This window comes from Cellulomonas sp. PSBB021 (assembly GCF_002240455.1).
Classification (GTDB): Bacteria; Actinomycetota; Actinomycetes; order Actinomycetales; family Cellulomonadaceae; genus Cellulomonas; species Cellulomonas uda.
Genome location: NZ_CP021430.1, coordinates 132,963 through 159,791, shown reverse-complemented (window position 1 = coordinate 159,791; position 26,829 = coordinate 132,963). Strand labels below are relative to the sequence as shown.

General features: G+C 70.7%; 26 protein-coding genes and 1 pseudogene. 15 read left to right on the top strand and 12 right to left on the bottom strand.

Annotation, left to right across the window (positions count from 1 at the left end):
• The first annotated feature begins 33 nt into the window (after positions 1–33).
• Positions 34–952, top strand: a protein-coding gene (locus CBP52_RS00730; protein ID WP_369826240.1) for an IS5 family transposase whose coding sequence is annotated in 2 segments (ribosomal slippage) — positions 34–396 and positions 398–952 — 918 coding nt in all. Because the reading frame shifts where the segments join, the coding sequence is not laid out codon by codon here.
• A gap of 50 nt (positions 953–1,002) precedes the next feature.
• A complete protein-coding gene (locus CBP52_RS00725; RefSeq protein WP_094179410.1) occupies positions 1,003–1,398 on the top strand; it encodes a hypothetical protein in 396 nt (131 codons plus the stop codon).
• Positions 1,399–1,446: 48 nt separating this feature from the next.
• Here the strand turns inward: CBP52_RS00725 and CBP52_RS00720 are convergent, their stop codons facing one another.
• Complete coding sequence (locus CBP52_RS00720; protein ID WP_198303507.1) at positions 1,447–2,073, bottom strand: ABC transporter ATP-binding protein; 627 nt, start codon at positions 2,071–2,073, stop codon at positions 1,447–1,449.
• A gap of 389 nt (positions 2,074–2,462) precedes the next feature.
• On the opposite strand from CBP52_RS00720, the gene CBP52_RS00715 reads away from it, so the two are divergent.
• The 6 genes from CBP52_RS00715 (at position 2,463) to CBP52_RS00690 (ending at position 9,628) form a co-directional block, all read left to right on the top strand.
• Positions 2,463–4,151, top strand: coding sequence for a sodium:proton antiporter (locus CBP52_RS00715; protein WP_094179408.1), 1,689 nt, complete (start codon positions 2,463–2,465; stop codon positions 4,149–4,151).
• Positions 4,152–4,379: 228 nt separating this feature from the next.
• Entirely contained in the window at positions 4,380–7,106 is a 2,727-nt protein-coding gene (adhE, locus tag CBP52_RS00710) for a bifunctional acetaldehyde-CoA/alcohol dehydrogenase (RefSeq protein ID WP_094179407.1), read from the top strand.
• A 212-nt stretch (positions 7,107–7,318) separates the two neighbouring features.
• A complete protein-coding gene (locus tag CBP52_RS00705; protein WP_157732456.1) occupies positions 7,319–7,999 on the top strand; it encodes a DUF6318 family protein in 681 nt (226 codons plus the stop codon).
• The gene (locus CBP52_RS00700) at positions 7,996–8,829 is read left to right on the top strand and encodes a hypothetical protein (RefSeq protein ID WP_157732455.1); all 834 of its coding nucleotides are present in this window, start codon (positions 7,996–7,998) and stop codon (positions 8,827–8,829) included. Before CBP52_RS00705 ends, CBP52_RS00700 begins: the two co-directional genes overlap by 4 nt.
• 59 nt (positions 8,830–8,888) lie before the next feature.
• A complete protein-coding gene (locus CBP52_RS00695; RefSeq protein ID WP_094179404.1) occupies positions 8,889–9,401 on the top strand; it encodes a hypothetical protein in 513 nt (170 codons plus the stop codon).
• Positions 9,402–9,511: 110 nt separating this feature from the next.
• Positions 9,512–9,628 carry a molybdopterin oxidoreductase gene (locus tag CBP52_RS00690; protein ID WP_198303506.1) on the top strand — a complete coding sequence of 39 codons (117 nt, stop codon included), beginning with the start codon at positions 9,512–9,514 and terminating at the stop codon, positions 9,626–9,628.
• A 132-nt stretch (positions 9,629–9,760) separates the two neighbouring features.
• On the opposite strand, the gene CBP52_RS18060 is transcribed toward CBP52_RS00690, so the two are convergent.
• The 3 genes from CBP52_RS18060 to CBP52_RS00675 form a co-directional block, all read right to left on the bottom strand.
• A complete protein-coding gene (locus tag CBP52_RS18060; protein WP_232514589.1) occupies positions 9,761–9,880 on the bottom strand; it encodes a hypothetical protein in 120 nt (39 codons plus the stop codon).
• 168 nt (positions 9,881–10,048) lie between these two features.
• A complete protein-coding gene (locus CBP52_RS17400) occupies positions 10,049–10,666 on the bottom strand; it encodes a hypothetical protein (protein WP_141319598.1) in 618 nt (205 codons plus the stop codon).
• The gene (locus CBP52_RS00675) at positions 10,663–11,166 is read right to left on the bottom strand and encodes a sigma-70 family RNA polymerase sigma factor (RefSeq protein ID WP_094179402.1); all 504 of its coding nucleotides are present in this window, start codon (positions 11,164–11,166) and stop codon (positions 10,663–10,665) included. Before CBP52_RS00675 ends, CBP52_RS17400 begins: the two co-directional genes overlap by 4 nt.
• Positions 11,167–12,035: 869 nt before the next feature.
• Between CBP52_RS00675 and CBP52_RS00670 the strand changes: the two genes are divergently transcribed.
• The 4 genes and pseudogenes from CBP52_RS00670 to CBP52_RS00655 form a co-directional block, all read left to right on the top strand.
• Entirely contained in the window at positions 12,036–13,259 is a 1,224-nt protein-coding gene (locus CBP52_RS00670) for a hypothetical protein (protein WP_094179401.1), read from the top strand.
• 203 nt (positions 13,260–13,462) lie between these two features.
• Positions 13,463–13,750, top strand: coding sequence for a transposase (locus tag CBP52_RS00665; protein WP_157732454.1), 288 nt, complete (start codon positions 13,463–13,465; stop codon positions 13,748–13,750).
• The gene (locus CBP52_RS18620) at positions 13,747–14,706 is read left to right on the top strand and encodes an IS3 family transposase (RefSeq protein ID WP_094179399.1); all 960 of its coding nucleotides are present in this window, start codon (positions 13,747–13,749) and stop codon (positions 14,704–14,706) included. The genes CBP52_RS00665 and CBP52_RS18620 overlap by 4 nt, the downstream gene beginning before the upstream one ends.
• Positions 14,591–15,142: pseudogene (locus CBP52_RS00655) on the top strand (transposase); the annotation flags it as partial. The gene CBP52_RS18620 and the pseudogene CBP52_RS00655, both read left to right, overlap by 116 nt.
• A 325-nt stretch (positions 15,143–15,467) precedes the next feature.
• Here the strand turns inward: CBP52_RS00655 and CBP52_RS00650 are convergent.
• From CBP52_RS00650 to CBP52_RS17380, 5 genes are all read right to left on the bottom strand, one after another.
• Complete coding sequence (locus tag CBP52_RS00650; RefSeq protein ID WP_094179398.1) at positions 15,468–16,577, bottom strand: hypothetical protein; 1,110 nt, start codon at positions 16,575–16,577, stop codon at positions 15,468–15,470.
• Positions 16,574–17,236, bottom strand: a complete 663-nt coding sequence (locus CBP52_RS17395) for an ABC transporter ATP-binding protein (protein WP_157732453.1) — start codon at positions 17,234–17,236, stop codon at positions 16,574–16,576. The genes CBP52_RS00650 and CBP52_RS17395 overlap by 4 nt, the downstream gene beginning before the upstream one ends.
• Positions 17,224–18,237 (bottom strand): hypothetical protein, encoded by a 1,014-nt coding sequence (locus CBP52_RS17390; RefSeq protein WP_157732452.1) that lies wholly within the window; start codon positions 18,235–18,237, stop codon positions 17,224–17,226. The genes CBP52_RS17395 and CBP52_RS17390 overlap by 13 nt, the downstream gene beginning before the upstream one ends.
• Entirely contained in the window at positions 18,234–18,608 is a 375-nt protein-coding gene (locus CBP52_RS17385; RefSeq protein ID WP_157732451.1) for a hypothetical protein, read from the bottom strand. The genes CBP52_RS17390 and CBP52_RS17385 overlap by 4 nt, the downstream gene beginning before the upstream one ends.
• Positions 18,609–18,948: 340 nt before the next feature.
• Entirely contained in the window at positions 18,949–19,206 is a 258-nt protein-coding gene (locus CBP52_RS17380) for a hypothetical protein (RefSeq protein ID WP_157732450.1), read from the bottom strand.
• A gap of 332 nt (positions 19,207–19,538) precedes the next feature.
• On the opposite strand from CBP52_RS17380, the gene CBP52_RS00640 reads away from it, so the two are divergent.
• Positions 19,539–20,768, top strand: a complete 1,230-nt coding sequence (locus CBP52_RS00640; protein ID WP_094179397.1) for a pyridoxal phosphate-dependent aminotransferase — start codon at positions 19,539–19,541, stop codon at positions 20,766–20,768.
• 1 nt (position 20,769) lies between these two features.
• Here CBP52_RS00640 and CBP52_RS00635 read toward each other — a convergent pair whose 3' ends face one another.
• Positions 20,770–22,041, bottom strand: coding sequence for a multidrug effflux MFS transporter (locus CBP52_RS00635; protein WP_369826253.1), 1,272 nt, complete (start codon positions 22,039–22,041; stop codon positions 20,770–20,772).
• Positions 22,042–22,363: 322 nt separating this feature from the next.
• Here CBP52_RS00635 and CBP52_RS00630 point away from each other — a divergent pair, with 322 nt between their 5' ends.
• The gene (locus CBP52_RS00630) at positions 22,364–23,095 is read left to right on the top strand and encodes an SOS response-associated peptidase (RefSeq protein WP_094179396.1); all 732 of its coding nucleotides are present in this window, start codon (positions 22,364–22,366) and stop codon (positions 23,093–23,095) included.
• 7 nt (positions 23,096–23,102) lie between these two features.
• Here CBP52_RS00630 and CBP52_RS00625 read toward each other — a convergent pair whose 3' ends face one another.
• Together CBP52_RS00625 and CBP52_RS00620 are read right to left on the bottom strand one after the other, a co-directional pair.
• Positions 23,103–24,188: an adenylate/guanylate cyclase domain-containing protein gene (locus CBP52_RS00625; RefSeq protein WP_232514588.1), complete on the bottom strand. Its 1,086-nt coding sequence runs from the start codon at positions 24,186–24,188 to the stop codon at positions 23,103–23,105.
• Positions 24,189–24,202: 14 nt separating this feature from the next.
• Positions 24,203–25,060 carry a biotin--[acetyl-CoA-carboxylase] ligase gene (locus CBP52_RS00620; protein ID WP_094179394.1) on the bottom strand — a complete coding sequence of 286 codons (858 nt, stop codon included), beginning with the start codon at positions 25,058–25,060 and terminating at the stop codon, positions 24,203–24,205.
• Between the two features lie 161 nt (positions 25,061–25,221).
• Here CBP52_RS00620 and CBP52_RS00615 point away from each other — a divergent pair, with 161 nt between their 5' ends.
• Complete coding sequence (locus CBP52_RS00615; protein ID WP_094179393.1) at positions 25,222–26,826, top strand: acyl-CoA carboxylase subunit beta; 1,605 nt, start codon at positions 25,222–25,224, stop codon at positions 26,824–26,826.
• Positions 26,827–26,829: the final 3 nt, after the last annotated feature.

Genomic DNA, 26,829 nt, shown 5'->3' with positions numbered 1-26,829 from the left:
CTCTGCGGCGAACTGGGCGGCAGGCTCTCGGGCGTGAGTCGGTTCCAGGTCTTTACGGACGTGCAGTGGGAGCGGATCGAGCCGTTGCTGCCGTCGAACGCGGGCAAGGTGGGTCGCCCGTTCGGTGACCACCGCACCATCGTCGAAGGCATCGCCTACCGGTACCGGACCGGGATCCCGTGGCGAGACCTGCCGCGGGACGCCTTCGGACCATGGCAGACGGTGTGGAAGCGGCACAAGAAGTTCGCCGACGACGGGACCTGGGACCGCATCCTGGCGCACCTGACGGCCGAGGCCGATGCCGCAGGTGAGATTGACTGGACGGTCTCGGTGGACTCCACGATCAACCGCGCCCACCAGCACGCGACGAACACGACCCGCCCAGAGCACGACACAGGGGGCGGCGTCGAATCACAAGACGCAGGGTCGCTCGGTCGTCCACAGTGAACCCGCAGGTCACGGCATAGGTCGCTCCCGTGGCGGGTTGACGAGCAAGGTCCACCACGCGGTCGACGGTCGCGGGCGCCCGCTCGCCGTCGTCATCACTCCCGGCCAGTCGCACGACGGGCGAGCGCTGGAGCTGGTGCTGGCGGACCTCTGGGTGCCGCGCCTCGGTGCGGGCCGCCCGCGCACCACGCCGGACGTGGTGCTCGGGGACAAGGCGTACTCGTCACGAGCGAACCGGGTCATGCTGCGTCGGCGCGGGATCCGGGCCGTGATCCCTGAACCGTCCGACCAGCAGGCCAACCGCAAGCGACGCGGCGCGAATGGTGGGCGTCCGCCGAAGTTCGACCGCGAGGTCTACAGGCGGCGCAACGTCGTCGAGCGATCCTTCAACCTGCTCAAGCAGTGGCGCGGCCTGGCCACCCGCTACGACAAGCACGCCGTCGTCTATCGGGCTGGCGCCGTTCTCGCCGCGATCGTGACGTGGTTGCGTACATCCGTCGGCTGAATACGGAGACCGCTCACCACACGAGTCGGGGCTTGCACCATGATCGTCACGTGGACGAGGCACCTTCCGAGCGACTGGTGGACCAGCGGGTGCGCAACAGGGCGATCGAGGTCCTCGAGGTCCTCGCCGATGGCGATGCGGGTCTCTACGCCGTCGGCGTGAACGAGTACTTCAACCACTTCTTCGATTACGTCGACGACGACCTGCCACACGACTGGCGAGGACTGTCGACCTACACCCAGGAGGAAGTCACAAGGATCGAACTCGTTCTCGACGAGATGCTGGCGGCCCTCAAGGCCACGGCAAACCTCACCACCGAGCGTGAGGTCGCTGCCAGCGGGTGGCCAAAGCGCATCGCACCGATCGCGCGCGAGGCTCTCGGGGTCATGACCCAACGGGGCAGATTCGACGAAGAGCGCGAGGAGGTTGAGCCGTCACACCGCTGATGCTCTCCGACCAGTGACCAGACCTTCGCGGGGGTTGGGAGACACGCCCTAGTGCACCTCGGCGAGCTGGGCCGTGAGCCGGCGGTCCTCGAGCCGCAGCACCCGGTCGGCGCGGGACGCGACCTCGGGGTCGTGCGACACGATCAGGAGCCCGGCGCCGTGAGCCTCCAGCCGCGAGTACAGCAGGTCGGCGACCACCGACTTGGTGCGGCCGTCGAGCGACGCGGTCGGCTCGTCCGCGACGACGAGCGCGGGTGAGCCGACGAGCGCTCGCGCGATGCCCACGCGCTGTGCCTCGCCACCGGAGAGGTCGCCGGCCGGCGTGTCGGTCTCACCGAGCTGCACCTCGTCGAGCAGCTCGCGCGCGCGTCGTTCAGCAGCGGCCCGGTCCAGTCCGTCGAGCATCGCGGGCAGGGCGACGTTCTCGACCGCGGTCATCGTCGGGACCAGCTCGGCTTGCTGGAAGATCACACCGATGGTCGCCCGACGGAACGCCGCCAGCCTCGACGAACGCAGTGTCAGCACGTCCGTCCCGTCGATCCTGACCGTTCCGGACTGCGGCCGCAGCAACGTCGCGACGATCGCGGCGAGCGTGCTCTTCCCGCTCCCGGACGGCCCGACGACCGCCACGGACTCACCTCGGTCGACCGTGAACGACACGTCGTCGAGGATCACCGATCGCCGATAGCCGAAGGACGTCCCTTGCAGGTCGACCACAGGCTGCATTGCTCACCCCCGCGAATATGTGGTCTCGGGTGTTCAGCCGCCGCAGCGGGAGCGGCAGCAAAGTTAGCAGTCGACACCCATCTCCGGGACCATATCGGCGCAGATGGGACGGCGATCTCGAAACGTGACGGACGCTCCGTGTGTGTCGAGCCTGTCGCGTCGTGGGACTCGGGATCGTTGAAAGGTCGGGGGCCGACCGCGGGTCCCGGTGACCATCGACGCTCAAGCCGGCGCCCGAAGCCCTTCGGAGGGCACGCCGGTCGCCGTTCGATGGCCGTGCGCACCGGCACGGCTAGGGTCGGTGCCGGAGCATCCTTGCGGGCGACCACGGGAGCGTCATGCACCACGTCGAGGTCTTCGTCCTGGCAGCCGCGGCCGTGCTCGTCGCGGCGGTGAGCCGCCGTCGCGGGTGGCCGGCGCCGCTCGTCGTCGTCACGGTCGCGCTGCTCGTCTCGCTCGTCCCGGGCGTCCCCCGCTACGAGGTGAACCCGGAGCTGCTGCTCGAGTTCGTGCTGCCGCCGCTGCTCTACTCCGCCGCGCTGTCGTCGTCGTACCGCGACTTCCGGGCGTCGCTGAACTCGATCACACGGCTCGGCGTCGGGCTGGTGCTCGTCACCGCGCTCGCGGTCGCGGCGGTGTTCTGCGTGCTCGACGACGTGCCGTTCGCGGCGGCGCTCGTGCTGGGCGCGGTCGTCGCACCGCCCGACGCGGTCGCCGCGGCAGCGGTCGGCCGGCGGCTCGGGCTGCCGCGGCGCGTCATGACCCTGCTCTCGGGCGAGAGCCTCATCAACGACGCGACCTCGCTGACCCTCTACAAGGTGGCGCTCGCGGGCGTCGCGAGCGGTGCGTGGGCCCTCGGCGCGGGGCTGTGGACGTTCACGCTGGCCGTCCTCGCGGGCGTCGGCGTCGGCCTCGCCCTCGGGGTGGTCGTGCACCTCGTGCGCACGCACCTCGACGACGCGGTCGTCGCGTCCGCGATCGGGATCCTCACGCCGTTCGCGGCGTACTGGGGCGCGGAGGCCGTGCACGGCTCGGGTGTCCTCGCGGTCGTCGCCGCGGGCCTCTACCTCGGGCACACCTCGCCGCGCGCGGGGTTCGCGACGCGCCTGTTCGAGGAGCCGATCTGGTCGACGCTCGACCTCGTGCTCGAGTCCTTCACGTTCGCGCTGATCGGCATGCAGCTGCCGTGGGTGATCCGCGACGTCGTGGACTCCGACCAGGGCTTCGCGCACGGGCTCACCGTGTCGCTCGTCGTGCTGGCGGTCACCGTGCTGGTGCGGCCGGTGTACATCTTCTCGACCGCGTGGTTCGACAACGTGCGGCTGCCCGGCTCGCACCGGCCGGAGAACGACGCGCTCACCGCCCGCGAGTCGGCCGTCGTGTCGTGGGCGGGGATGCGTGGCGTGGTCACACTCGCCGCCGCGGCGGCGATCCCGGCGACCATGGGCGGCGCGCCGTTCGACCACCGCGCGACCATCCAGCTCGCGGCGTACACGGTCGCGCTCGGCACGCTCCTGCTGCAGGGCCCGTCGCTGCCGTGGCTCATCAGCCGCCTGGGCGTCGGCTCCGCGCAGGAGGCGGCCGACGACGCGCGTCAGGAGGCCGCGATGCGCGTCGCGACCGCGGACGCGGTGCAGCGCTACTTCGAGGCGCAGCAGCCCCGGCTCGCGTCCACCATGGGCGACGAGCGCGCGGCGGAGGTGGTCGAGCGGCTGTCGCAGGGCTGGCGCTCGCGCGCGACCGCGGCGGCCGTCATGCTCGACCCGAGCAGCGCCGAGGAGCTGGGCGTGCAGGCGGAGGCGGCGCGGGGGCTCGGGCTGCTCGGCGGCAAGGCGGCGACGTCCGTCACCGCCGGACGGCGGCTGCAGACCGTCCGCCGCCAGGTCATCGCCGTGCAGCGCGAGGTCCTCATGGCGCACCGCGACGCGGGCGACCTCGACGAGGCCGTGATGCGCCGCATGATGCGCGAGCTCGACCTCGAGGAGGAGTCGCTCGCGTCGTCGTGGGTCTCGCGGCTGCGCGACTGACCCCTTACCGGGAGCCGGGTGAGGAACCCGGGGTGACGAATGGGATGGACCAGGACCCAGGTCCCCCTCGGGCCCGCGGCGCCCACGACTCGGCGGCACCCTCCTGACCTCGGGGGACTTTCATCCCACCACTTCCGACGAGGGCTTCCCTAGCGTCGAGTCATCGGTTCGGACGGGCCTCCAGCACCCGCCCCTCTCACCGAATTTCGTCTCGACCAGGGAGTCTCCGTGACCACCAGCACGCCCCGTCCTGCCAAGAGCCGCAAGCCGGCCGACGCCCCGGCGCCGGCGCTCGCGGTGCAGTCCGACGAGGAGGTCCACGCCGCGATCGACGCGCTCGTCGCGAACGCCGCCAAGGCGCTCGCCGAGTTCGAGTCGATGACGCAGGAGGACGTCGACCGCTTCGTCAAGAAGGGCGCGGTCGCCGCGCTCGACCAGCACGGGCAGCTCGCGAAGCTCGCCGTCGACGAGACCGGCCGCGGCGTGTTCGAGGACAAGGCCGTGAAGAACATCTTCGCGTGCGAGCACGTGACGAACTCGATGGCGAACCTCAAGACGGTCGGCGTCATCAACGTCGACGAGCTCAACGGGATCACCGAGATCGCCGAGCCCGTCGGCGTCATCGCGGGCATCACGCCGGTCACCAACCCGACCTCGACCGCGATCTTCAAGTCGCTCATCTCGCTCAAGACGCGCAACCCGATCATCTTCGCGTTCCACCCGAACGCGCAGCAGTCGTCGATCGCCGCCGCCCGCGTGGTGCGCGACGCGGCGGTCGCCGCGGGTGCGCCCGAGCACTGCATCCAGTGGGTCGAGGCGCCGTCGCTCACCGCGACGAGCGCGCTGATGAACCACCCGGGGGTCGCGACGATCCTCGCGACCGGCGGCAACGCGATGGTCAAGGCCGCGTACTCGTGCGGCAAGCCCGCCCTGGGCGTCGGCGCCGGCAACGTCCCCGCGTACGTCGAGAAGAGCGCCAAGCTCGCCCGCGCGATCAACGACATCGTCCTGAGCAAGGCGTTCGACAACGGCGTGATCTGTGCGTCCGAGCAGGCCGCGATCCTGGACGACGAGATCTACGACGCCGCGATGGTCGAGTTCGCCAAGCTGCACGCGTACCGCGCCACGCCCGCCGAGAAGGCCAAGCTCGAGCAGTTCATCTTCGGCGTCGAGGCCGGCGGCGAGAACTGCGCCGGCGCGAAGCTCAACCCCGCGGTCGTCGGGAAGTCGCCCGTGTGGATCGCCGAGCAGGCGGGCTTCACGGTCCCCGCGGACACGTCGATCATCCTCGCCGAGGTCTCGGGCGTCGGCCCCGACGAGCCGCTGACCCGCGAGAAGCTCTGCCCCGTCCTCGCGGTGCTGCGTGCGCACTCCACCGAGGAGGGCATCACGCTCGCCGAGAAGATGGTCGAGTTCGACGGCCTCGGCCACTCGGCCGCGATCCACACGCGTGACGACGCCCTGACCGTGGAGTTCGGCAAGCGCGTCAAGGCCATCCGCGTCATCTGCAACGCGCCCTCGTCGCTCGGCGGCATCGGCGACATCTACAACGCCTTCATCCCCTCGCTGACCCTCGGCTGCGGCTCCTACGGCCACAACTCGGTGTCCAACAACGTCTCGGCGGTGAACCTCATCAACGTCAAGCGCGTCGGTCGTCGGAACAACAACCTGCAGTGGTTCAAGGTCCCGGCGAAGACCTACTTCGAGCCCAACGCGATCCGCTACCTGGCCGACATGGCCGACGTCGAGCGCGTCACCATCGTCACCGACACGACCATGACGACCCTCGGGTTCGTCGACAAGGTCCTGGACGTGCTGAACCGGCGCGCCAACAAGGTCGCGGTCCAGATCATCGACGAGGTCGAGCCCGAGCCGTCGGTCCGCACCGTGCAGAAGGGCGCCGCGAACATGCGGCACTTCAAGCCGGACACGATCATCGCGCTCGGCGGCGGCTCGCCCATGGACGCCGCGAAGGTCATGTGGCTGCTGTACGAGCACCCGGAGATCGTCTTCTCCGACCTCAAGCAGAAGTTCTTCGACGTCCGCAAGCGCGCGTTCAAGTTCCCCGTCCTGGGCGACATGGCCAAGCTCGTGTGCATCCCGACCACGTCGGGCACCGGCGCCGAGGTCACGCCGTTCGCGGTCATCTCCGACCCCGACGCGGGCAAGAAGTACCCGCTCGCGGACTACGCGCTGACCCCCACGGTCGCGATCATCGACCCGGTCCTGACCTCGAAGATGCCGCGCTCGCTCGCCGCCGACTCGGGCTTCGACGCCCTGACGCACGCCACCGAGGCGTTCGTCGCGGTCTACGCGAACGACTTCACCGACGGCATGGCGCTGCAGGCCATCCGCCTCATCTTCGACAACCTCGCGCAGTCGGTGAACGGTGACCCGACCGACCCGGCCACGCAGGACGCACGCGAGAAGATGCACAACGCCGGGACGATCGCCGGCATGGCGTTCGGCAACGCGTTCCTGGGCATCGTGCACGCGATGGCGCACGTCATCGGCTCCACGTACCACCTGGTGCACGGCCGGACGAACGCCACGCTGCTCCCCCACGTGATCCGCTACAACGGCACGGTCCCGACGAAGCTCACGAGCTGGCCCAAGTACGAGAGCTACGTCGCGCCCGAGCGGTTCCAGCAGATCGCCCAGATGCTCGGTCTGCCGGCGGCGACGCCGCAGCAGGGCGTCGAGTCCTACGCCCTGGCCGTCGAGGCGCTGCGTGCGAAGGTCGGCATCCCGTCGTCCTTCCAGGCGCAGGGCGTCGACGAGCAGGAGTTCATGTCCCGCCTCGACGAGGTCGCCATGGGCGCCTACGAGGACCAGTGCGCCCCCGCCAACCCGCGGATGCCGATGATCGACGACATGAAGGACATCATGACTGCGGCCTACTACGGAACGTCGCTGGAGGACGTCCGAGGCCGCAAGAGCGGGCAGGAGGGCTGACCACCTCCGGGGGCTCCCGCGGCTCCGGCCGCCGGTAGAGCCCCGCCCGCTCGCGACGCCCCGTCCGGCTCATCCCTCGCCGGACGGGGCGTCGACCTTTTCCCGCACCCTTTCCCCGCACGCGTTCCCCGCCCACCGCGCGCTCGGACGGTTGTCCACAGCCTCGTGGAACCGCCCCCGTCCGCCTGTCCGGTTTGGGTATGTTCACGGCCGTGCACCCGACTGCGACGACCACGACGCCTCCGACCCCGCGCCCCGCCCGCCGCGTGCTCGCGTCCGGCGCGGTCGCGCTCACCCTGGCTGCCGCGCTCACCGGCTGCACGGGCGGCGGCACGGCCGCACCGACCGCGTCCGCCACGGTTCCGACGACGGTCGCCCCGACCGCGAGCGCCTCACCCACCCCGTCGGCGACGCCCACGCCGACCGCCCTCCCGAGCAGCGCGGAGGACTTCTCGTCGATCGACCTGACGGTCCCCCCGCCTCGCCCGGACGCCCTGGACGGACCGCCGAGCGATGAAGCAGCCGCCGAGGTCGCCCGCTACTTCATCCTGATGTACCCCTACGCGGCAGCGACGCACGACACAACGGTGTTCGACGAGCTCTCGTACAACGACTGCGGGTTCTGCAACCGGTCGCTCGACAAGTTTCGCGAGTACGAGGCGACGGGCGTCGAGACGGAGGGCGGCGCGATCATCGTGCATTCGGCGGTGGCCGGCGAGATCTACGGCAACGCCTTCAACGCCACGGTGACGCTCTCCGAGAGCCCCACGCGTGATGTCGCCCCGGACGGGACCGTGGTGGACGAGAGTCCTGGCCTCGACAACATGGTGTACGACGTCGGCCTGAAGTGGTACGACGGCGCGTGGCTCGTGATGTCGGTGACTCACGCGTGAGAGCACCGGCGGCAGCCCGGCTCGTCGCGCTGGTGGGGTCGGCGCTCCTGCTCTCCTTCGCAGCAGCGACGAGCGCGAGCGCGGGCATCGAGTCTGGCGTCGAGGACGGTGACTTCTTCCTCGCCGCGAGTGCAGCCACCGCGGGCCTGAGTGCCTATGAGTCCAACCCGGACGCGGGGCCCTACGTGTGGAAGCGGGACCTGCCGTGCTGGAGCCGGTTCCCCGAGATCGACAAGGACTCGAACGAGGCGTGCTGGGGCGGGTCCGCCATCCAGCACGACCCGCCCCAGTGCGAGGACGGCGCACCGCTCATGCCCATCTGGCGCCGCCTGCGCACCGAGGAGACCTGGCACCAGCAGGTCGGCTGGCACTGCCCCGAGGACCTGATCCCGCGCGTGACGCAGGAGGACTTCCGGCGGCTGACGATCCCGGCCGCGCCCGCGCGGATGCAGCCCGACGGCGGCCCGGTGCTCGTGAACAAGAAGACGATCGTCTACACCGAGGCCGAGGTGCAGAACCTGCGCACCGATCTGCTGGGCTACGGCGTCGACATCGAGGCGACGCCCGTGTCGTACTCGTGGGACTTCGCCGACGGTCAGCCGCCGTTGGTCACGACGTCACAGGGCCACCGCTACCCCGACCACGACGTGTTCAGCACGTACTTCCACCCGGGCACGGCCCGGATCACGCTCACGACGACGTGGACGGGCCGCTACCGGGTGGACGTCGACCCTCTGCACAAGTGGCGCGAGATCGACGGCAACGCCCTCACCACGTCCACGACCCCCGCCTTCGAGGTCGTCGAGCTGCGCGGGCACCTCGACGGATGAGCCGGACGGATGCCCGAGAACGGGTTGCGCGGGGGCGATTCGTCGGGAAGCGTGTCCGCGTGACCACGACGACCCCCCGACGTCTCGCCGCTGCTCTCGTCCTGACCGCGTCGCTGACCGCGTCCTTCACGCTCGCGGGTTGCTCCGAGGCGGACGACGCCCGCAAGGCGGTGAGCGACGCCGCCTCCCAGGCCAAGGCGCAGGTCGACAAGGCTCGCGAGGCCATCGACGGCCTGCGCAGCACGGTCGACGACGCCCGCGCCCGGGCCGACGAGGTCCGCGACCAGCTCGCCGACCTGACGCCGGAGAAGAAGAAGGAGGCGCAGGCGGCGCTCGACGAGGCCACGGCCGCGCTCGCCGACGCGAAGGCCGCCGCCGAGGCCGCGAAGGACGACGCGTCGTCCGGGTCGCAGCGGGCGCTGGACGACGCGCGCGCCCGCGTGGACGAGGCGAAGGAGGCCCTCGACGACGCCGCGGCGGACGCGGGCGGCGACGCCGCGGACGGTCTGAGCGCCCTGGCGGGTCAGCTCCAGGACGTCGCGGACGATCTGCGCTCGGCCTCCGGTTCCTGAATCACGCGGCCGCGCCGTCTTGCACGGCGAATGGCGCCCGTTCGGGTGATTTCTCGACCGTTCGGCGCGGGACGTTGTCTCTGCGGCTGCGGGTGCCGATCTTGAGAGACATGGCAGACCGTCGAGCAGTTCGACGCCACCACGTCGAGTGGTGGGTCGTCGCTGCATGGTCGTCGTTGGCCCTCATGGTCATCGCCGGCCTCACCGCCGCCGCCGGCACCTTCTGACCCGGCGCGCTCGTCGCCGTCATCGGCGCCGTGCGCGGTCAGGCCGGCACGGAAGGTGGCTCAGCGGCCTGTCCGTGCATCCATCGCGCGCACGAGCTCGTCGGCGTGATGGAGCATCGACCCGACCGACCGTCAAGTACGAGGTGCCTCACCGCGGTCGATCGGGCGGTCCGCGGCACGCCGCACCGCCTCGAACGTGCCAGCCCGGTCCCTGGGGACCTCGATCTGCACCGGGCCACCCTTGATCAGCACTGTCTCCGCCCGGGTGCCGTTACGGGCGTTACCCTCCCCGCGAGGCGTCCTTCTCTTGCTTCTCGTAACCCAGGTGAGCGGTGATTTCACCCTCGAGCGCGGACTCCAGCACGATCTTCGTTACCTGGGCCAGAAGTCACGCCACAGGGCAGCCATGAGTTCACCAGGCTATCGGCCTCCTGCCGCTGGGTCCCAGACGCCGCGAAGCGGCAGATCGACGTGAGCGCATGCCTCCGGAATCGTCAGCCGTCCGTACCCGTTGCCCGCCATCTCGACGTCGTCACCGAGGCCATAGCTCTTTCCCGTGGCCACGGAGGTCAGCGTCGCCGTCTGCGCATCCCAGCGCCAGCTCGTGTCGAGTGCAAGGACGAACCCTCGCGCCTCGTCGACCAGGCATCCGTCGCGACTTGCCAGTGTGTACAGCGACGGTCCCAGGAACGTGCGGATTCCCTCGGACACAACCGCCTCGACCTTGTGGGGGCTGGGCGGCGCTGTGGCGCGGGGTTCCTGTCCGCCCACGCTCGTCGTGTCTGCAAGATTCGTCGAAGCTTCCCTCCCAACCTGGTGCGACACTGCTCCGGCGAGTGCAGCGGCCAGCGCCGCGGACGCCGCGACACCCGCGATGAGCAAAGCGCGGCGCGGCTGTCGTCCTGGGGGAAGCGTTACCACGGGCAGGACTTCGACATGCTCGCGAGAGTCCGAGCACGCATCGCACCGCAAGGCTTGCGCGAGCTCGCGCTGGACCGTCACGCGAAACTTGTCGGCGAACGCTCGTTCGTTGATCACTTGATCTCCCTGTGCCTCTCCGTTTGGACAGCGAGCTGTCGAAGGGCGCGGTGCGCAGCGACGCGAACCGCGGCGCGTGTCGTCCCCAGCACGTCCGCGATCGTCTGATCGTCAAGCTCTTCGATGTACCGCAGCGCGAGCACCGCCCGGCTACGGGCAGGCAGTGACCGGATCCGGCGCACTGCGGCGTCCAGGTCGTCGACGCCCGCCATCGCGTCGTGGCCGTCCGCTACGTCGGCGTGTTCCGACACGTATACGGTGCGCTCGTCGCGCGAACTAAGGAACACCCGCACGGTGGCCTGGCGGACGTAGGCCCACGGGTAAGTGGCGGCGCAGACCATAGACCACCGAGGAACTAGTCGGGCGAGTGTCTCCTGAACCACGTCCTCAGCCGTGTCGAGGTCGCGGCAGAGCCCCAGCGCCAGGCGAAGCATCGCGGGTCGATAGCGCGCGACAAAGCCGCCGATGTCGTCCACCGAGTCCAGCGGCTCGACCGCCATGACGCCCCTTCCTCACTGCTAGTTCTACAGACATAGACGGGCCCGGCGTGTCGAACTGTTACAGACGCTCTTCCCCAAGCGCCATGAACCGCCTGCAAGTTGAGTCACCACTGGCGTAGCAGAGGGTCGCACGACCTCGGTCGCCTGCTCGGGCGCGACTGCCAGTACTTGCGCTTATCGCTCATCACCCTCCTCGGGTGATCAGAGCGACCACCGTCCCCAAGCCCGACGGCTCCGGGAAGTGTCAACGAGCCAACGGGGTCCTCGTCGAAGGGCACCGACCTGTCGCGCTGGTCCGCCGAGAACCTCAAGGCCGTCGCCTTGGCCGGCGTGTCCGGAGGGCTGGTTTGTGGTGTCAGCTCGCTCGTTCGAGGGGTTCGCTGCGAGAGTAGTCGACCTGTTCGGCCTCGATCCGGGTCAGGTCGTCGATCACGGTGTGGGTGCGCTCGCTGTTGAACCACAGCACCCACGACGCGGTCGCGGCCTCGACCTGGTTCAGGTCGCGCGAGGGGCCTTCGTGATGGATCAGCTCGGACTCACATCACGAGATCGCTTCGTACATCGACACCTACCACCACAGGCCCCACTCCGGACTGGCCTCGCACCCCCGCCGAGGTCGCCCGCACCTGAGCCGACCCCGGAATCCCTACGCACCACAGCGACCTGACCCGTCACGACCACGGCGTCCACGTCAGAGCCCCGGACTCTTGCTGCAGCACTCTCGCCGCTGGCATCCTTTGGGCAACTTTTCTGGAGGAGGAGCGTTGCAACGATTCAGGAGCATCAGCGCGTTGGCGGGACTGACGATTGCGATCGGGGCGTCAGTTATCGGAGGGCCGGTACGGGCCGCAGACGACACTGTCCGGATCGTGGACGAGATCGACCCAGAAACGTTCGACAGACTCACCGAGCCGGTACGCGAGAAGGCTGGCGAAGTCATTGCCCAGTACTCGGTGGCGATGCAGAATGCCGACGACGGCCACCTCCCCGACAAAACACCCTTCTGGGGGTATGATCGCGACGCCTTCACGCGCACCGCGTACGAGTCGTTCGACCTGCTTGCAGAGAAGCATCCCGACGCCTTCGGCGGCGGTGCCGTTGACCCGCTTCGCGCCATCGCATATATCGGCGTAGTTGGCGACAATGCCAGCGCGCTGGAAAGAGCAATAAAGGATCTGGCGCCAGACATTGAGTACGAGTTTGTCTCGTTGCCATTCACGCATGCGTACAAGACCCGAGTGGAGAGCGCCCTCACAGAACTGGCTCTCGGATCAATTAGCGGGTCGTCGATCGCAGAGCGGTGGTGGGTCAACCTCGACCCGGACCAGATCAGGTCCGACCCCACCGTCTTGGCTGCGAACGTGACCCGGGCCGCCGAACTGCCTGAGAGTCAGGTGGACCAACTCGCCAAGGCGATGACCTCCGCGCTAGCGACAGGCGGGTACGTGGTCGCAGGTCCAGTCGTCCTGATCCCCGCGCAACCTGAAGTGAAAAGCCACTCGCTCGCCTCAGGCGTATTCCTTGACGTCGGCGGCTATACGCACTGTACGAGCGGGTATGCGATGAAGAAGATCTCGACAGGTACCACATACTCGACAACCGCTGCACATTGCGTGGATGCTGGCACGATCCGACGCAGCGGCACCATCCTCCCCGCATACGCGAGTGGTTCCGCCATGGGGGAACCCAACTACCTCCCAGACCAAGACTGGGCATTCCTCTCTGTGCCCTCCCCCGTGGCTCCGGCCATCGGCAAGATCTACGTCTCGTCGAACGAGATTCACTCGGTTGATGGCCCGTGGCGATCGACTTGGACTGGAGACTTGCGCTGCAAGAAGGGCGCAACGACGGGCAAGACATGCGGCTACGACGACGGCACGTGGTGTGGGTACGGTACCGCGACTTTCACCGCCGCCGGCGGCGACTCCGGCGGGCCTGTGTTCTACCCCTACGGGACGGTACTGGCCGCCGGCCTCCTGACCGGTGAGTGCAGACCCACCATTGACATGCCGTGGAAGGTTGTCTACACGCGCATTTACAATGTCGAAAAGGCGTACGGCGCAAACGCCCAGTACACGGTCGTTCCGGGCTAATTCCCGGGACATCGGCTGGTGGATGACGCCCCTCCCGGTGGATTGACGGCTGGAGGCTGACCCGCTTCCGTGGACACCTTTGCTTGGCTCTTCGCCGTTCGGGTGGGGACTATGTGATCAGCCCGCCGGCGGCCAGGGGAGCCTGACCCGCTTCCCCGGACACCTGCCCTGAGGTGACGATGTCATCTCCGAGAGGAGTCCTTGTGCCTGCAGCCAAGCCGCCGGAGTTCCGGCGTCGAGCGGTCGACCTGGCCCGTAGCGGCCAGCAGCCCGTCAGGAAGGTCGCGTCCGATCTGGGGATCAGCGAGTCATGCCTGCGCCGGTGGATGGCCCAGGGCGACGTCGATACGGGCCGCCGTGAAGGCATCAGCACGGACGAGCGCCGTGAGCTGGTCGAGCTGCGCCGCCGCAACCGGGTGCTGGAGATGGAGGTCGAGATCCTCAAGCGCGTCTCGGCGTTCTTCGCCCGGGAGAACGTCCTCCCAAAATGACTGCCCGGCTGGTCCAGGAGCTGGCGGCCGACGGGGTGCCCGTCGCGCTGACCTGCCGGGTGCTCGGCATCTCCCGCTCCGGGCTCTACGACGCCATTCGTCGGCCGCCGAGTGCTCGCGCGGTCGCCGACCAGGCCTTGACCGCGACGATCGTGGCGATCCACCACGGGTCGCGCGCGACCTACGGTGCCCCCAGAGTTCACGCGGAGTTGCGCCTCGGGCTCGGGGTCTCCTGCGGGCGCAAGCGCGTGGCCAGGTTGATGCGCGCGGCGGGGCTGGCCGGGGTGTGTCACCGACGCAAACGCCGTGGCCAGCGACCGCTGCCGGCGCCGCACGATGACCTCGTGCAGCGCCGGTTCAGCGCCGATGGCCCGGACCGGTTGTGGTGCACGGACAGCACCGAGCACCCCACGAGCACCGGGAAGGTCTACTGCGCTGCCGTCCTGGACGTGTTCACCCGCAAGATCGTGGGCTGGTCGATCGCCGACCACATGCGCTCCGAGCTGCTCGTCGACGCCCTGCAGATGGCCATATGGCGCCGCCAGCCCGCACCCGGTGCGATCGTGCACGCGGACCGAGGCAGCCAGGGCGGACTCAACCGGTCGTCGCAACACCTCGTGATCACGGAGGTGTCAGGTGGTGCGACGGCAGCAGCAGGTGGACCGGGCGTTGCGACCGGCGATGCGTTCACCGGGGCGGCCGATTCCCGCTCGGCATGTGGAGCGGGAGTTCTGGCGGTTGATCGCGGCGGGCAAGAGTTCCGAGGAGGCCGCGGCCGGGGTTGGTGTGTCGTGGCCGGTCGGGTCGCGGTGGTTTCGTCACGCTGGCGGGATGGCGCCGTTGCCGCTGGCCGAGCCGACCGGCCGCTACCTGTCGTTCCACGAGCGCGAGGAGCTCGCACTTCTCAAAGCGCGCGGGCTTGGTGTTCGCGCGATCGCCCGCGAGCTGGGGCGTGATCCGGGGACGATCTCGCGGGAGCTGCGACGCAACGCGGCGACCCGGGGCGGCGAGCCCGAGTACCGGGCGACGGTCGCGCAGTGGAAGGCGCAGACCGCCGCCCGGCGCCCCAAGCCAGCCAAGCTCGTCATCAACGCTCGTCTGCAGGAGTACGTCCAGGTCCGGCTGAGCGGCCAGTTGCGCCGACCGGACGGGACGCTGGCGGCAGGGCCGGCGACGACCTGGAAGTGCCTGAACAAGCCGCACCGCAGCGACCGCCGGTGGGCGACGGCCTGGAGCCCGGAGCAGATCTCGCGGCGGCTGGTCATCGACTTCCCCGACGATGAGGACATGCGCATCAGCCACGAGGCGATCTACCAGGCGCTCTACATCCAGGGACGCGGGGCGCTGCAGCGCGAGCTGGTGGCCTGCCTGCGGACCGGCCGGGCGCTGCGCGGGAGTTTGTCTCTGCCCCCGTGGCTGCCGATCTTGAGAGACATGGCAGACCGGCGAGCAGTTCGACGACACCACGTCGAGTGGTGGGTCGTCGCTGCGTGGTCGTCGCTGGCCCTCATGGTCATCGCCGGCGTCACCGCCGCCGCCGGCACCTTCTGACGCCGCGCGCTCAGGACGCTCGGTACCGACGCCGAGCGGCCAACGCGGTACCCGAGCGCCGTTCGCGCTCTCGAAGTCGAGACCGCACGAGTTCTCGGCGAGGCGCGATCAAGTCGGCCAGTGAGGGTCACACGGGCATCTCGTGAAGCCGATGGCCCGACCAGCTTCAGGTTCGGTCCTTGAGTGCATCGAGCAGCGTTCCCACGGGAAGCAGACCCACCGCCGCCGCTCCGACCGAGGCCGCGCACCAGGTGGCCACCACCTGCCCGGTGACCTGCGTGAGTGCGACCCCGGCTTCAGCGCCTAGCCCCAGCGCGTACGAGACGGCCATGCCCCACCCCCACGCGCTGCCCGCCGCAGACAGAACCAACCACTCCGCGCTCTGCACCGTCAACCGCGCTCGCGCATCGGCCCCGAAGGTCGCGTAGATCGCCCACTTCGCACGTCGGGACCACTGCAGGACGGCCCAGAGAGCGACGAGCATCGCCGCCCCCGCCGCCCACGCCCACCGCAGTACGCGAGCGCCATACGCGTTCTCGAAGTCGAGACCGTACGAGTTCTCAGCGAGACGCGGGCGCACGAGCGCAGGCGTCCCATCGTCGTCCGCGAGGTGTGGACGCAGGTAAGCGCCGACCTCGTCCACGTGCGCCGCGTCGGTCCGCACGTAGCACTGCTTCGCCTCACCCGTCAGCACAGTGGGCAGCAGGTAGGCGCCGACGAGTTGCTCAGCGAGTACTCCGTCGTCGACGAGCACGGCAGTCGCCGGGACCTCGTGCGTGTCCCGTCCCCACGACTCGACCACGAACACCGAGTGCTCGCCGTCGGCGAGGCCGGTGCTCGTCGCCGCCGGCGGCGGCACGAGAATGCCTCCAGTTGCCGGAGCCCTGACGCCGAGGAACTCGTACACGCCGGGCGATGCCACTGCGAGAGTCGCGCGCGTCCCCGGGGCGTGCGCGGGCTCGACGGTGGACTCCGTCACCGTCACCGCGAACGCGGCGTCGATGCCATCGACGTCGCTCAGCCGGTCACACCTCGAGACGTCGATCCCGGCATCGTCCGTCTTCGAGCCCGGTTCGACGACGAACACGAAGGCACCCGCGTCGATCCAACGCCTCTCGGCGTCGACGAGCGACGAGACCTCGAGCGCGTTCGCCAAGCCCACGCCTCCAGTGACGAGCGCCACCGTCGCGCAGACCGTCACGGCGAGGCGTCGACCCGCGACGGCGTTGGCGAGGCCCTCACGGACGGACAGCTTCGTAGGCCACGGGCGCGTCATCCGCCCCCCGCCTCAACCGTCGAGCGCTCGGTCACCAGGACCCCGTCACGCAGGCGCAGCACGATGTCGCATCGTGCCGCGGCGGACTCGTCATGCGTGACCAGGACCACGGTCCGCCGCGCGGACGCGAGCATCGCGTCGAGGACCGCGGCCGTCGTCGACGCGTCGAGCTGACCGGTCGGCTCATCCGCGAACAGGACCGTGCGGTGCGAGCTCAGTGCGCGCGCGATGGCGACCCGCTGCGCCTCACCCCCGGACAACACCTTTGCCGGGTCCTCGGCGCGCTCCCGCAGTCCCATCTCCTCGAGACTGCCCATCGCCCGCCGGACCGCCTCGGACCTCGACGCCCCGTCGAGGTACGCACCGACGCAGACGTTGTCGAGCACCGACCGATCGGGCAGTAGCGAGACCGTCTGGAGGACCCAGGTGGAGACGTCGCGCGGGACGTGCTCGCCTCCCTGGTCGTCAACGCACCGGAAGCGCCCGCGCTGTGGGGCCAACAGGCCACCGAGGAGCGCGAGCAACGTCGTCTTGCCGGAGCCCGACGGTCCGATGATCGCGGCTGACGCGCCCGACGGTACGTCGCACGAGAGACTGGACAGCACGTCGTGGTCGCCGCGGGGGTAGCGGAACGACAGGTCGTCGGCTACGAGTCGCACGACAGATCGTCCACGACGCCCCGCGGGTTGACCAGGACCGGCGTGCCGACGAGCGCCGCGTCGACGTCGACGAGCCCGAACCCTCCCGCCGTCGCGTCGATCCGCACAGGGTCGGCTTCGAGCCCGCGGAAGTAACAGCTCACGCCCTTCTCGTCGACGATCACCGCGCTCGCGGGCACGGTGCCGACCTTCGTCGGGGCCACGTCGGCCAGCACAGCCGGGCCGGACTCCTGGTCTCCCAGGACCTCCGCGAGATCGGCGACGTCGTCGGGGTCGGTGACGACGGTGGACCCCGCAGGGAGGGGAACCGTGACCGCCCCCACGGTCAGGGAGCGTTCGACTTCCGCTGCGGGAGCGGCGACGGAGGCAGTCGAGGCCCCGCGCGCGGTCTCGTAGAGCGGTGTCTGCGGCTGCACGACATCTCCGACGCGGACGATCACGACGTCCGGTGCGCCGCTCCCCTCCGGGACCCAGAGCAGCGAGCCCGCCGCGAGAGTCGTGACGTCCGTCCCTGACCCGTGCGCCGCGTTGAACGCGCGAACCGCCCGACGCATGGCGTCGGTCGAGGAACGATCGGTCGCCTTCAGGTGTCCCGTCTCCACGAGCAGGTCTTGAGCCGTGGCCACGTCCTTCCCTTGGAGGCCGGGGGTGATGTCGCGGTACAGAGGCGCGGCGGCGACGTACGCGATCACCGGGCGGCCGTCCACCTCGTACGCGACGTCGCCTGTGCGGAGCGGTCGCGCCTCCTGCAAGGCGGACCCAGTGACCGTCCCCGCGGACTGGCTGCGGACCTCCACGGTCGGCGCAGGGCTCAGCGTCACGGTCGTGGATGTCCTGTTGTCGCGCTGCGCGGCCTGCACCTGCGCGACGACGGGTTGAGGGTCGGCCGAGGACTGGAGCGGTGACGAGGCCAAGGCCCACACCGCGAGCGCGGCGCCCACGGCCAGTGGCACGGCGAGCACTGCGAACGCCCCGACCGCCGGACCCGGACGAATGGTCACCACGTGTCGATGCCCGCCTCGTGGAGGCAGTCGAACGCGCCGCTTCCGTCACGAAGTGCCTCGGCAGCCATGTTCGCGAGATCAACACCGCTCGCGTCAGGGTCGGTACGGATCCCGTGCTCCTCGAGGCATGCGCGGAGCACGGACTCCTGCTGGTTCGCGTAGTCCTCCTTCTGCTGGATCGACGTCGGCTGCAGCTGGAGCACCTTGTTGATCCACAGCGACTCCCGGGTGACGCACTCGTCGATCGTGGCATCCCGCGCCGCGTCAGCGCCGTCGTCGTCGGCCGACGCGACCAGATACCCGGGCACGACAAGGCCTCCCGCCAGCGACTGCTCCGAGTACTCCGCGTCCAGTCCGGCGGCGGTCATGCAGGCGACGGTGCGTCGAGCCGCCTCCCGCGCCACCTCGACGGGAACGCCCCCGGTTTCCGTCGCCGCTTCGAGCGCCCGCACCTGCTCGGGTCCCGCGCCTTCCGCCTTGGCCTCGGCGAGCGCCTCCGAGATGACATCCGTAGTCGAACTCGACTCTGACGGTCCTGCGCTCGAACATGCCGCTAGCGTCAACGCGGCGACAGCGATGGGCAGAAGTCGCCCAAGCCAGTGCCGCCTTACAGATCCTTGCACCTTCACTCCCCCTGAGACCCCGACGAACGGTGCCCGCCTGGTGTCGCACGCTCCACGCGAACGACACCAGGCGTCGCGGGCGACTCTAGTGATAGACGTTGACGTACGTGACGTTCGTGGCGTTCCACCTGACCGACGAGCCCGCCCAGAGAACCGAGGTCGTGTACGTGGTCGAGCTCGGCTTGTACTTCACCGCGAGGCCGACGTCACCGGAGCAGCTGGAGTTCTCCGCGGCACTCGCGTAGTTGGTGAACCCCGACTGGACGACGGCACAACCGTCGACTGTGAGCAGACGGCTCTGGTTGTTGGGCAGCCAGCCGGTCGAGCCTGCTGCGAGTGCCATCGATGCCGTCAATGCAACGAGAGTTCCGCTCGCACCGACCGCCAACGCGCCTCGTGTTCGCCAACGCATCTTGTCCCCCATCTCAACTCTCTTGAACCGTTCTAGGCCACATTGCTACGGCACTTCGACCGCAGCCGGACATTAGCGACACAATCACCCCAAACAGGTGTGATTGCAGTCACAGACATGCATGCGTCACGGTAGGGTCGCTCTACGCTGGCACCCGCGTGACGCTGCGCGGCCACGAGTTCGCGGCGGCCACGGGCGCACCGAACGACAGGTGCCGAGACGAGTCGTCGAGTCGGTCTCGTCGCGGCCTAGGCTCGGCTGCCATGAGTGCTGTTCGGTGGGTCGACGTCGCCAAGGCCGCGAACCTGCTCGGTGCGGACGGCACCCCGCGCGCGACGATCTTCGCGGAGATGTCGGCGCTCGCGGGGGCCACGGGAGCGGTGAACCTGGGTCAGGGCTTCCCGGACGTGGACGGCCCGGAGTCGGTGGCGCGGGTCGCGGCGGAGTCGATCGCGGCGGGCGTGAACCAGTACCCGCCGGGTCCGGGGATCCCCGAGCTGCGGCAGGCGATCGCGGCGCACCAGTCCCGCCGGTACGGCATCGAGCTCGACCCGGACACGCAGGTGCTCGTCACCGCGGGCGCCACGGAGGCGATGGCCGCCACGGTCCTCGCGCTGGCCGGGCCCGGCGACGAGGTCCTCACGCTCGAGCCGTTCTACGACGCGTACGCGGCGGTGATCGCGCTGTCGGGTGCGACGCACACGACCGCTCCCCTGCGCGCGACGCCCGACGGGTTCCGGCTCGACGAGCAGGCGCTCGCCGCGGCGTTCACGTCCCGCACGCGCCTCGTCGTGATCAACACCCCGCACAACCCGACGGGTGCGGTGCTGACGCGCGCGGAGCTCGAGCTGGTCGGCCGGCTCGCACGCGAGCACGACGCGCTCGTCGTGACCGACGAGGTGTACGAGCACCTGACGCTGCCCGGCCCGGACGGGTCGCGGCCGCGGCACGTGCCGATGGCGTCGCTGCCGGGCATGGCGGAGCGGACGCTGACGATCTCGTCGGCGGGCAAGACGTTCTCGTTCACGGGCTGGAAGATCGGCTGGGTCAGCGGGCCGGCCGAGATCCTCACGGCGGTGCGGACCGTCAAGCAGTTCCTCACGTACGTGAACGGTGCGCCGTTCCAGCCGGCGATCGCGTTCGCGCTGCAGGACGAGGGTGTGGCGGCGTGGGTCGACGAGCTCGCGGCGTCGCTCGCGCGGCGTCGGGACCTGCTGAGCGAGGGTCTGCGCGCCGCGGGCTTCGCGGTCGCGCGGCCGCAGGGCACGTACTTCGTCGTCGCCGACGCTGCCCCGCTGGGCTACGACGACGGCGTGGCGCTGTGCCGGGACCTGCCGCGGCTGTGCGGGGTGGTGGGCGTGCCGGTCAGCGCGTTCACGCGTCCCGGCTCGCCCACCGACGAGGCCCTGCGGTCCTGGGTGCGGTTCACGTTCGTCAAGCGCGACGACGTGCTCGCCGAGGCGGTCGGCCGCCTGGCGCGGCTCGGGGCCTGACTCAGCCGGTCCAGCCGCCGCCGCGGCGGTACGCGGGGGTCGCCAGGGCGAGCACCGCGAGCGCGGCCATCGACGACCCGACCATGACGGCGGCCATCGCGACGGCGTCGCCGCCGAGGAAGCCGGACAGCGGCGAGATGAGGCCGGAGATCGCGGCCTGGGTCGCGCCGATCATGGCAGCGGCGGTGCCCGCGATCTCGCCGTGCCGGGACAGGGCGAGCGCGGACGCGTTCGGCGGCGCGAAGTTCACCAGGGCCAGGACGAGCCACAGCATGACGAGCAGCAGCGGCAGCCCGCCGAACTCGGTGGCGCACACGACGAGCAGCGCCAGCGTCATGCCGAGCGACGCGGGCAGCACCACGCGGATGATCCGGATGGGCGCGACCTTGCGGACGAGCGCGGCGTTGACCTGCGCGCCCGCGACGAGCCCGATGCCGTTGAGCGCGAACAGCAGCGAGAACTCGTGCGACGAGAGCCCGAACCCCTCCTGCAGGACGAACGGCGAGCCGATCACGTAGCTCATGAGCACGGCGTTGCCGAGGCCCGGCATGATCGCGAGGGCGAGGAAGTGCCGGTCACGCAGGAGCGAGCGGTAGCCGCGCAGCGCGGTGCGCAGACCGCCGTCGCGGCGGCGCGCGGCGGGCAGCGTCTCGGGCAGGCGCCGCCAGCACACGACCCACAGGAACGCACCGAACGCGCCGAGCCCGACGAACACGGCCCGCCAGCCCCACTCGCCGGCGATGAGCCCGCCGACGGACGGTGCGAACAGCGGCGCGATGCCGATGACGAGCATGAGCCGCGAGATGAGGCGCGAGGCGTCGGCGCCGACGAACCGGTCGCGGATCACGGCCATCGCGACGACGGTCGCGGACGCGTTGAAGAAGCCCTGCGCGACGCGCAGCGCGATGAGCATCTCGACGCCGGTGACCACGGCGCACAGCAGCGACGTGACGATGTGCAGCGCCACGCCGACGAGCACGGGCGCTCGGCGGCCGAACCGGTCGGACAGCGGGCCGATGACGAGCTGCCCGACGGCACCGCCGAGCATCATCGCGGTCATCGTGAGCTGCGCGGCGGTGGCGGACGTTCCGAGGTCGCGTGCGACGTCCGGGAGCGACGGCAGGTAGATGTCGTTCGAGATCGCGGGCAGCGCGCACATCATGCCGAGCAGCAGCACGTACTTGGCGTTGGGCCGGTACGTGGACGTGCCGCTCGTGTCGGCGTCGTGGCGGGTCGCGGAGGTGCTGGGGGCGGGCTGGGCGCTGGGGTTCACGTCGTGGTGATCAGTCGTCGCGCGGCGGGTGGGTGCATCGGAGAGCGTCGTCACAGGGTGCGGGGTTCCGTCATCGGTCTCGTGGGCGTGGGTCCGCGGTCCGACGAACGTTCTTGCCGACTGCTCGGCCGGCGTCCGTCGTCGGCTGTCGCGGTGACCATGGTGGCACTCCGACGGACGCGGCGCGAATCGATTCGATCCCGTGACCCGGGCGCGCCCGCGCACTGACCCGGCCTTGACCCACGACCTGGTCAGACCTCCCGAACCGGCCACCCGGCCGGGACGGGGGCGCATGTGGGCGGCGGGTGGCAGGGTGTGCCTCATGTGCGGTCGTTATGCCTCCTTCCGCGAGGACCAGGCCATCGCCGACGAGTTCGCGGTGGCGGTGGTCGCCGACGACGTGCGCCTGCTGCCGCCGTCCTGGAACGTCGCCCCGACGGATGGCGTGCGCATGGTCGTCGAGCGTGCCGACCGCGAGACGGGCGAGATCACCCGCCAGCTGCGCGTCGCACGCTGGGGTCTGGTCCCGTCGTGGGCCAAGGACCCGTCCGTCGGCAACCGGATGATCAACGCGCGGGTGGAGAGCGTCGCCGAGAAGTCCGCGTTCGCGCGCCCGTTCGCCCAGCGCCGCGCCCTCATCCCGGCCGACGGCTACTACGAGTGGCGCAAGCCCTCACCGGACGCGCCCGTGCAGCGCAAGCAGCCGTATTACATCCACCCGGACGACGGGTCGCTCGTCGCGCTCGCCGGCCTGTACGAGTTCTGGCGCGACCCGGCCAAGGCCGACGACGACCCCGACCGCTGGCTCGTCTCGGCGACGATCCTCACGCGCCCCGCGAGCGAGCGGCTCGCGTTCATCCACGACCGCCAGCCGGTGATGCTCCCGCACGCCGCGTGGGACGCGTGGCTCGACCCGGCCGTCGACGCCGCGGGCGCGAGCGACCTGCTCGCCGCGACCCCGCCGGCCCTCGAACCCACCCCGGTGCGCCCGCTGGTCAACGCGGTCCGCAACAACGGCCCCGACCTCCTGCTGCCCGACCCGGAAGCCGCCTAGCGCGAGCTCAGCTCGTCGCGGCGCGCAGGCGGACCGGGGTGACCGTGCCCAGGCCCTGGAGCTCGCGGACCGGCTGCTCCTCGCAGACGAACCGCGGGTCGGCTGCGAGCACCGCGGCCGTGCCCTGGTCCATGAGGACGGTCGACGGCTCGGCGATGTCCGTCAGCCGCGCGGCGAGGTTCACCGACGGCCCGAACACGTCCCCGAACCGCGACAGGACCCGCCCCCACACGAACCCGACCCGCACGGGCGTGACCCCGCGCGCCCCCTCGGCGAGGCCGCCCGCCCCCTGCACGGACGACACGTCGAGCTCGCGTCCGAGCGCGTCGGCGAGACCCAGCGCGACGAGCGCACCGACCTGCGGCGTGTCGGAGACGAACAGCACGGCGTCGCCGATCGTCTTGACGACCCGCCCGCCGGCCGCGGTGACCACGTCGCGCGCCTCGGCCTCGAACCGCTGCACGAACGCCGACAGGTCCGTGGACCCGAGACCCGCGGTGCGGCGCGTGAACGACACCATGTCCGCGAACCCGACGGCGCGCGCGAGCGGCAGCGCACCGGGCTCGTCGCCGGGCCGGCCCAGGTCGCCGAACTCGGCGGCGTACCGGCCGGCGATCGCCGCGAGCTGACGGCGGTAGGAGTGCACGAGCTGCGCCTCGAGCACGGGCGCGAGGTCCGCGAGGCGGTCGAGCACGAGCAGGCGCGCCGTGGTGTCGTCGAGCTCGTAGCGCGAGGACATGTCCTCCACGAGCGCCTCGACCTGCCACAGCGCGAGCCGGTCCGACGTGTGCCCGAGCGCGCGGGTCACGGTCAGGACGGTGCGCAGGTCCAGCCCGTGGTCCCGCACGAGCGACGCGGCGCGGCCGATCGCGTCCGCGTCGTTCTCGGAGAAGTAGTCGTCGTCCGGGTCCGGGTGCGGCAGGCCGAGCGTCGACCAGAACGTCTGGACGAAGTCGAGCGAGATGTCCGCGCGAGCGGCCAGGTCACGTGCGGTGTACCGCCGGGTGCCGCCGAGCAGGGCGGCGTCGATCTCCTCGACGGTCGACGCGAGGGCGGCGTGCTCCTCGGGGGCGTCGGCGGCAGGGTCGGGCACGGGTCGAGGGTAGTTCACGCCAGGGTCCGCAGGTGACGCACGTCACCGGCGAGGACGCGTCGCTCGTCGTCCGCGGCGGTGCGCACGACGAGGGCACCGTCGTCGTCGAGGCGCACCGCGACGCCCTCGAGGACGTCCCCGCCGGGCAGGTCCACCGCGACCCCGGTGCCGAGCGTCGACAGGACGGACGCGACCTCGTCGGCCAGGCCGGACTCCTGCACCGCCCCGCCCGAGGTGTCCCACCGCGACTCCACGTCCTCGAGCGCCTCGACCAGCCCGACGAGCACCGCGAGCCGGTCGACGTGCCGCGCGCCCGCGAGCGCGAGCGAGCCCGCGGACGGCACGGGCAGCTCGTCCGCGGTCTGCAGCACGTTGAGGCCGATCCCGACGACCGCCGCGACGGTCCCGTCGGCGAGCGGCACGAGCTCGCAGAGCACCCCGCCGACCTTGCGCGCCGACCCCCAGCCCTCGACGTCGCCCGACGCGGGCACGAGCACGTCGTTGGGCCACTTCAGCGACGCCGCGACGCCGGCCGTCGCGCGCACGGCCCGCACCGCACCCATGCCCGCGAGCAGCGGCAGCCACCCGTACCGGTCGGAGGGCATGCCCAGGTGCACGACGAACGAGCAGGTCACGGCGGCGCCGGCCGGCGTCTGCCAGGTCCGGTCGCGCCGGCCCTTGCCCGCGACCTGGTGGTCGGCGACCAGCAGGCTGCGGTCGGGCCACGACTGCGGGTCCGCGCGCAGGTCGTGCACCACGTCGGCGTTGGTCGAGCCCGTGCTCGCGACGACCTCCACCCGCGTGAGCGGGCCGTCCGGCCGCTGCAGCAGCGCGCGGACCTCGTCGGGGTCCAGCGCTGGTCGCGTCGTCATGCGCCCGTCCTCACCTTCGTGCCGGTCCCCCCATCCTGCCCCCGAATCGCGCCGTGCCGGGCGTGCCGTCGGCGTGTTGTGGGATCGGCACGACGAACGACGCGCAAACCCGTCCGCGCCCTGCACCGCGTTGGAGCGTGCCGACAACTAGCCTCGGTCGGGTGACGCAGACAGACGCGACCAGCCCGAGCGCGCCCGCCCGCACGACCGCCGGCAAGCTGGCCGACCTCGCGGCCCGCCGCGAGGCGCAGGCGAGCGCCGAGGCGGCCGCCGTGGACAAGCAGCACGCGCGCGGCAAGAAGACCGCGCGCGAGCGCATCGACCAGCTCCTCGACCCGGGGTCGTTCACCGAGATCGACGCGCTCGTGCGGCACCGCTCGACGAACTTCGGCCTCGAGAAGAAGCGCATCCCGGGCGACGGCGTGGTCGTCGGGCACGGCACGGTCGACGGACGCCCGGTCGCGGTGTACTCGCAGGACTTCACGGTGTTCGGCGGCAGCCTCGGCGAGGTACACGGGCAGAAGATCACCAAGGTCATGGACCTCGCGCTGCGCACCGGCGTGCCGCTGATCGGCATCAGCGACGGCGGCGGCGCACGCATCCAGGAGGGGGTCGCGGGCCTGACGCAGTTCGCGGAGATCTTCCGCCGCAACGTCGCCGCCTCGGGCGTGATCCCGCAGATCAGCCTCATCCTGGGCCCGTCGGCGGGTGGCGCGGTGTACTCCCCCGCGCTGACCGACTTCATCGTGATGGCCGACGGCACGTCGAACATGTTCATCACCGGCCCGGACGTGATCCGCGCGGTCACGGGCGAGGACGTCGGCTTCGAGGAGCTCGGCGGCGCGACCACGCACAACACCCGCTCGGGCGTCGCGCACTACCTGGCGTCCGACGAGGACGACGCGATCGACTACGTGCGCTCGCTGCTCGGCTACCTGCCGCAGAACAACCTCTCGGACCCGCCGCTGTACGCGCACGAGACCGACCTCGCGCCCACCGACGGGGACCTCGCGCTCGACACGCTCGTCCCGGACTCGGACAACCAGCCGTACGACATGCGCACGGTCGTCGAGACGGTGCTCGACGACGGGGTGCTGCTCGAGGTGCAGCCGCTGTACGCCGGCAACGTCGTCGTCGGGTTCGGGCACGTCGAGGGTCACCCCGTGGGCGTCGTCGCGAACCAGCCGCAGCAGATGGCGGGCACGCTCGACATCAACGCGGCGGAGAAGGCCGCGCGGTTCGTGCGCACGTGCGACGCGTTCAACATCCCCGTGCTGACGTTCGTCGACGTGCCCGGGTTCCTGCCCGGGACGGACCAGGAGTGGAACGGGATCATCCGCCGCGGCGCGAAGCTCATCTACGCGTACGCGGAGGCGACGGTCCCGCTGGTCACCGTGATCACGCGCAAGGCGTACGGCGGCGCGTACATCGTCATGGGCTCCAAGCAGCTCGGCGCGGACGTGAACCTCGCGTGGCCGACCGCGCAGATCGCCGTCATGGGCGCGGGGGGCGCGGTGAACATCCTGCAGCGCGGCGCGCTGAAGAAGGTCGCCGACTCCGGCGGCGACGTGGAGGCGGAGCGCCGGCGGCTCACCGCGGAGTACGAGGACGCGATCGTCAACCCGTGGGACGCTGCCGACCGGGGCTACGTGGACGCGGTGATCGAGCCGTCCGCGACGCGCGCCGAGATCACCAAGGCGCTGCGCCTCCTGCGCACCAAGCGCGCGTCCCTGCCGCCCAAGAAGCACGGCAACATCCCGCTGTAGAGA

Bases quoted from the DNA above. Each gene is read 5' to 3' on its own strand.
- CBP52_RS00715 (WP_094179408.1), top strand. From the start codon at position 2,463: ATGCACCACGTCGAGGTCTTCGTCCTGGCAGCCGCGGCCGTGCTCGTC.
- CBP52_RS00690 (WP_198303506.1), top strand. From the start codon at position 9,512: ATGGCAGACCGTCGAGCAGTTCGACGCCACCACGTCGAGTGGTGGGTC.
- CBP52_RS00675 (WP_094179402.1), bottom strand. From the start codon at position 11,166: ATGGCGGTCGAGCCGCTGGACTCGGTGGACGACATCGGCGGCTTTGTC.
- CBP52_RS18620 (WP_094179399.1), top strand. From the start codon at position 13,747: ATGACTGCCCGGCTGGTCCAGGAGCTGGCGGCCGACGGGGTGCCCGTC.
- CBP52_RS00650 (WP_094179398.1), bottom strand. From the start codon at position 16,577: ATGACGCGCCCGTGGCCTACGAAGCTGTCCGTCCGTGAGGGCCTCGCC.
- CBP52_RS17385 (WP_157732451.1), bottom strand. From the start codon at position 18,608: ATGACCGCCGCCGGACTGGACGCGGAGTACTCGGAGCAGTCGCTGGCG.
- CBP52_RS17380 (WP_157732450.1), bottom strand. From the start codon at position 19,206: ATGGCACTCGCAGCAGGCTCGACCGGCTGGCTGCCCAACAACCAGAGC.
- CBP52_RS00640 (WP_094179397.1), top strand. From the start codon at position 19,539: ATGAGTGCTGTTCGGTGGGTCGACGTCGCCAAGGCCGCGAACCTGCTC.
- CBP52_RS00630 (WP_094179396.1), top strand. From the start codon at position 22,364: ATGTGCGGTCGTTATGCCTCCTTCCGCGAGGACCAGGCCATCGCCGAC.
- CBP52_RS00620 (WP_094179394.1), bottom strand. From the start codon at position 25,060: ATGACGACGCGACCAGCGCTGGACCCCGACGAGGTCCGCGCGCTGCTG.